Origin of the sequence: Flavobacterium silvaticum (genome assembly GCF_012911565.1) — a bacterium.
In the GTDB taxonomy this organism is placed as follows: domain Bacteria; phylum Bacteroidota; class Bacteroidia; order Flavobacteriales; family Flavobacteriaceae; genus Flavobacterium; species Flavobacterium silvaticum.
In genome coordinates, this window is record NZ_JAAMPU010000083.1 from 1 (window position 1) to 4,419 (window position 4,419).

4 protein-coding genes are annotated in these 4,419 nt (G+C 33.6%); all 4 read right to left on the minus strand.

From position 1 onward, the window contains the following. Window positions 1-382 precede the first annotated feature (382 nt). Window positions 383-1,036, minus strand: a complete 654-nt coding sequence (locus tag G6047_RS00490) for a hypothetical protein (RefSeq protein ID WP_169525370.1) — start codon at window positions 1,034-1,036, stop codon at window positions 383-385. A 631-nt stretch (window positions 1,037-1,667) separates the two neighbouring features. Beyond that, on the minus strand, window positions 1,668-1,949 hold the full coding sequence (locus G6047_RS00495; RefSeq protein WP_169525371.1) for a hypothetical protein: 282 nt from the start codon (window positions 1,947-1,949) through the stop codon (window positions 1,668-1,670). Further along, the gene (locus G6047_RS00500; RefSeq protein ID WP_169525373.1) at window positions 1,942-2,895 is read right to left on the minus strand and encodes a hypothetical protein; all 954 of its coding nucleotides are present in this window, start codon (window positions 2,893-2,895) and stop codon (window positions 1,942-1,944) included. Before G6047_RS00500 ends, G6047_RS00495 begins: the two co-directional genes overlap by 8 nt. Window positions 2,896-3,113: 218 nt before the next feature. Next, a partial coding sequence (locus G6047_RS00505) for a DUF4062 domain-containing protein (protein WP_211165350.1) occupies window positions 3,114-4,419 on the minus strand: 1,306 nt, incomplete at its 5' end.

Genomic DNA, 4,419 nt, shown 5'->3' on the forward strand with positions numbered 1-4,419 from the left:
AACGGCGAAGCTTCGGCCAGGAATTCGACGAAGAAATGTGTGTTCACAGAAATTAAAAAAGGCAAAGAAATTCCGTTATGTCTTATTATCTACGAACGGCGAAACTTCGATCAGTAATTCGACAAAGAAATGTGTGTTCACAGAAATTAATAATTAGACAAAGCTCATTCTGCATTTTGGCAAAAAGTAATACCAGGAAATTATTGCCAATAATGGTCTTTGACTTTTGCGGCGATAGGCATGGAACACAACGCTTCGCGACTAAAAGAAGGCGCGATTCCCGGAGATTGTTGTCTCGGCTGGACGTAAATGTAGTTAAAAAATAGATGGTTCAATGACTTGAAAGCAGCGCTTTTTTTTAGCCGCTGTTAGGCGTTCGTTATTATTTTGCAGGAAAATGTTGACCAATAACAAAAATTCCAATCATCAATGCCGCGATAGCAGCTAAAACTCCCCATAATTGTCCCGGCTTCATATATGAAATCAATTTGCCTACAGTCAAGTCTCCCGGATTTATTTCAACTTCGGATTTAATTTTGTTTAATTGATATTTTTCGACTTTATTTTTCCAACTTGCCAAAACACCATTAAATTCAGGAGTTGTTAAAGATTGTTGATTTGGTAAAACGCGCATTATATACCAGTCGTATCCTCTTTCTAAAAGGCCTTCCTCTCGTAATCCTTTTTCTAAAACTACTAATATGGGAAGTCCTTTTGCGTAAGCCATTCCAGATTCAATTTGGTTCCACGGAGTGGAAAATTTAATTTGGGAAAGACTTGTTTCCTGTGAACCTCCTCTTTTCTCAATGCCATTTTCAAAATATGTTCTTTCAAGCGCAATAATTAAAATCCCAGAACATTCATTCATAAGTTCCTTAACTGCTTTCAATGGAGAATCAGAAGTAAAATTATTTCTTCCAACTGTACTCGGAATCAAATTTTCACTTCTAAGCCTGTCTTCAATCAACTTTACAAAATCTTCTTGCTCAGTTGTCGCTGTTCCTCCAACGCTAATAAAAACTTTTTTTTGTTCCATTATTATTGAGTTTTATTTTTGTTATAATGACGCCTAACGTTTCGCGGCTAAGCGAGGTTGCGGTAATCGGAGAAATTTGGCTCGGCTTACCGCGATGGAAGTTAAGAAAAAAGTTGTTACAATGAATCGGGTAGGAGCAATCTTGTCTTAGCCGCTGTTGTGTTCTCGTGCCTCCTGTTGAATTGGCTTTATCTCAATTTGTCCAAAATAATTGTGTGAACTTTTGTCTTTGATAAAGATCACGCCCGAATAATTGTGTGAAAATTTCTGTGTGAAAATTTTCTCCCACAGAAATTTTCACACAGAAATTAAAAAGACAAAGAAATTCCGTCATGTCTTATTATCTACGAACGGCGAAGCTTCGGTCAGTAATTCGACGAGGAAATGTGTGTTCACAGAAATTAATAATTAGGCAAAGTTCATTCTGCATTTTGGCTCAGGAAATTTTTTGCCAATAATGGTCTTTGACTTTTACGGCAACAGGCATGGAACACAACGTTTGGCAGCCAAGCGCGGTTGCGGACTTCCGAAGAAAGTTGGCTCGGCTGAACGTGAAATTACTTAAAAAAATGATTGTTCAATTACCTGAAAGCAGCAATCGCGTCTTGGGTGCGGTTGGTGGCAGTTTTTGTTAAAAGTCTACTGAATGTTTTTCTAATTTTTCAGTTCTCCATTTTTTCAAGAAGGATAGCAATCTTTTAATAAGTATATCTTTCCCAATAGGAAGATCGGCATATAATTTATCCTGTAATCGATGATATTCTTCAATGTCGCTTTTTGAGAAAACTAAAACTTCAACTTCGTACTCTTTATTTTTTGAAACTTTTCTAACTGTGATATAGTTTTGCTCATCTTTCTCGGCAGAAAATGATCTTTTTGATTTTGAATCTTTTAGAGCAGCTATATTATCCATTATAATTATGTTTTATTATGTCAAAAATTCCATCTGCAATACCTTTTAACATTTCGATGTCATATTTAATATGAAATGAATCTGTAACGTTACAATCAACGCATAAATATCCAAGAAATTGTTGCTTTCTATTTTCCGTACTGTCCAAAGGTGTGATAGGAACAACGACTTCACTTTTATAAGGCAAACTCCATTCTGGTTGTCGTTTTTCTTCAGTATCGCAGGAATCAGGAATATCGCCATAAACTTTAAAGCTCGAATTTTTATAATACCTATCTGCAACCAAGTTATTACTTATGTAATGCGCTTTTTGCGGATTGTCAATATTATGGAAAATTTCATTAAAGCAAGTGTTATCAAATATGTTGTGAATTACATCATTTCCATTCTGTCGCCTTTTATAGCTTTTCGCGTCCCTGCATAAAGTGATTACTTGAGCATGCATAGTAATATTTGACAAATCGACGTCGTCACTCAAAACTTTTATTGAAACTGAATAATTATTTGAAAAACGTCTTTCAAATATGTTTTTCAAATTATTACAAAGAAAAAGGAGTGTAGCCATCATTTCCTTTTTTTCGATTTTGTCTTGTTTTCTTAAATAATGTACTTTAGAAAATATATCTTTTAATACCATTATAGCTTCACCATAATGATTTGCGGATGTAAGTCTTTTCTTCCTTTCTTTATCAGTTGTCATGACTTCAAGTTGACGCTCTTTTTCAAGTAAGCTTTCTTGAAGTTTATTTACAGCGGTAAAATAATTAATCAAAAACTTTATAAAAAAAGAAAGAATTACTAAACCTATTCCACACGCAATAGACCAGACAAATTCAAACTTCAAAATATTGTGAAAAACGAAAAATGATGCTATGGCAGTCGAAAATGAGCCGAAGTAAAATTTTGCACTCCATTTCCACGCTTCAGAAAGCGCCGATTTAAACATTATGAAATAGTAATTGATTAGAATGCAATATTATAAAAAAAAATTAAGGTTTTCTTAACTTTGAGTAATTCTTTAAAATTGCCACCAACGTTTCGCCGATGGCCGTTGGTTGCGGACTTAAAAAATAGTATTCTCGGCGTAATGTAAGTTACATAAAAAGACTATTGGTTCATTGACCTGAAATCAGCAATCACAGCCATTGGCTGTTAGGCGTAGTTTTAATTGTTTAATTGATTGAATAAGTCAATTTCATCACTTATTTCTTTCATTATCTCCTCATTTAGTTTAATAGGAAATTTGATCTCAAAATTTATTTTCTCTCCTTGATCAAATGCATTTACAATTTCTAGAACTTGATCTCTAACCTCAAACGGATAGTTCCATGTTTGTTCGATTAAATCATGACTCATTTCAGCAAATTTATTTTTCAATCTAACACACTCTTCTGGAACTTTACAACTGGATGTTTCGATTGTCCAGTTTACAAGACTTTCAAAAAGCTTAGCGTATGTTTTTGCAACATAAAATAATCCTTTTAAATCTGAAGCAATACCTGGTTCGCCAAGATAAAATTTTAAAGCCTTCGTAATAAGTTTTCCAAATGACATGTTTATATTGTACAGATAAACATTTCTATGAAGCATCCATTCCTTTAACTTATCCCTGTCTGAAATATGGTGACGAGTTTCTACCATAATTTCGTATGTGAAGTCATTTTTCAAATCTTCTTTTTTCAATACCTCGTCTATTAATACTTGACCAAGATATTCAAATTCAAATAGTGGATGTTTCTTGACGAGAATCTTCAATGCTTTATTTGAAATTGGCAAATTAAAAATTTCATCTGTCTGGTTATCTAAATTTCGCTTTAATAATAAACTTTCCTTGAATAAATATGAAAGCTGAACACGCAGAATGGAACTAATATCTTGAGCTTTTTCAAATTCAAAAGTCCACAATTTATCTTCATCACGAATTTTAAGTATAAAATCAAAAATTTGTTTGTTATCAACGATATTTTGAAAATTGCCATCTTTGTTTGATTTATAAAAAGTCAAGGCATTTAACATTGCTTTATCTAGGAATATGTAGGTTGGAATGCCGATAGTTTTTGCAGTTTCATATTCGAGATTTGTGATCGACATCCCAGTATCTAGTAAACTGCCATATCTACTTCCAACGATTAAGACAAAAATGTCAGCGTCGTTTTTAACTGCACTTATACAATTTTCAACAGTTTGCTTTGTTGGATTTATGGGGAAGTTTTCATATTCTGACAAATAAGGATTATGTCCAATTTCTTTTATAAAATCTGACATGTCCCTTCTAACTTGAGAAAGGTCAAAACATGTTGAGCTAACAAAGATGTTCAAATTTTTCATCGTATTTACTAAAATTACGCCTAACGTTTCGCGCATCTTTGCTGTTGCAGAAATCCGGAGATTGTAGTCTCCGTTGGACGCAAAAGTACTTAAAAAGTTGATTGGTTCTTTGACCTGAAAGCAGCAATGGCAAAGATGCGCT

Excerpts from the sequence above, each read along its gene's own strand:
- G6047_RS00490 (WP_169525370.1), bottom strand. The coding sequence starts at position 1,036 with ATGGAACAAAAAAAAGTTTTTATTAGCGTTGGAGGAACAGCGACAACT.
- G6047_RS00495 (WP_169525371.1), bottom strand. The coding sequence starts at position 1,949 with ATGGATAATATAGCTGCTCTAAAAGATTCAAAATCAAAAAGATCATTT.
- G6047_RS00500 (WP_169525373.1), bottom strand. The coding sequence starts at position 2,895 with ATGTTTAAATCGGCGCTTTCTGAAGCGTGGAAATGGAGTGCAAAATTT.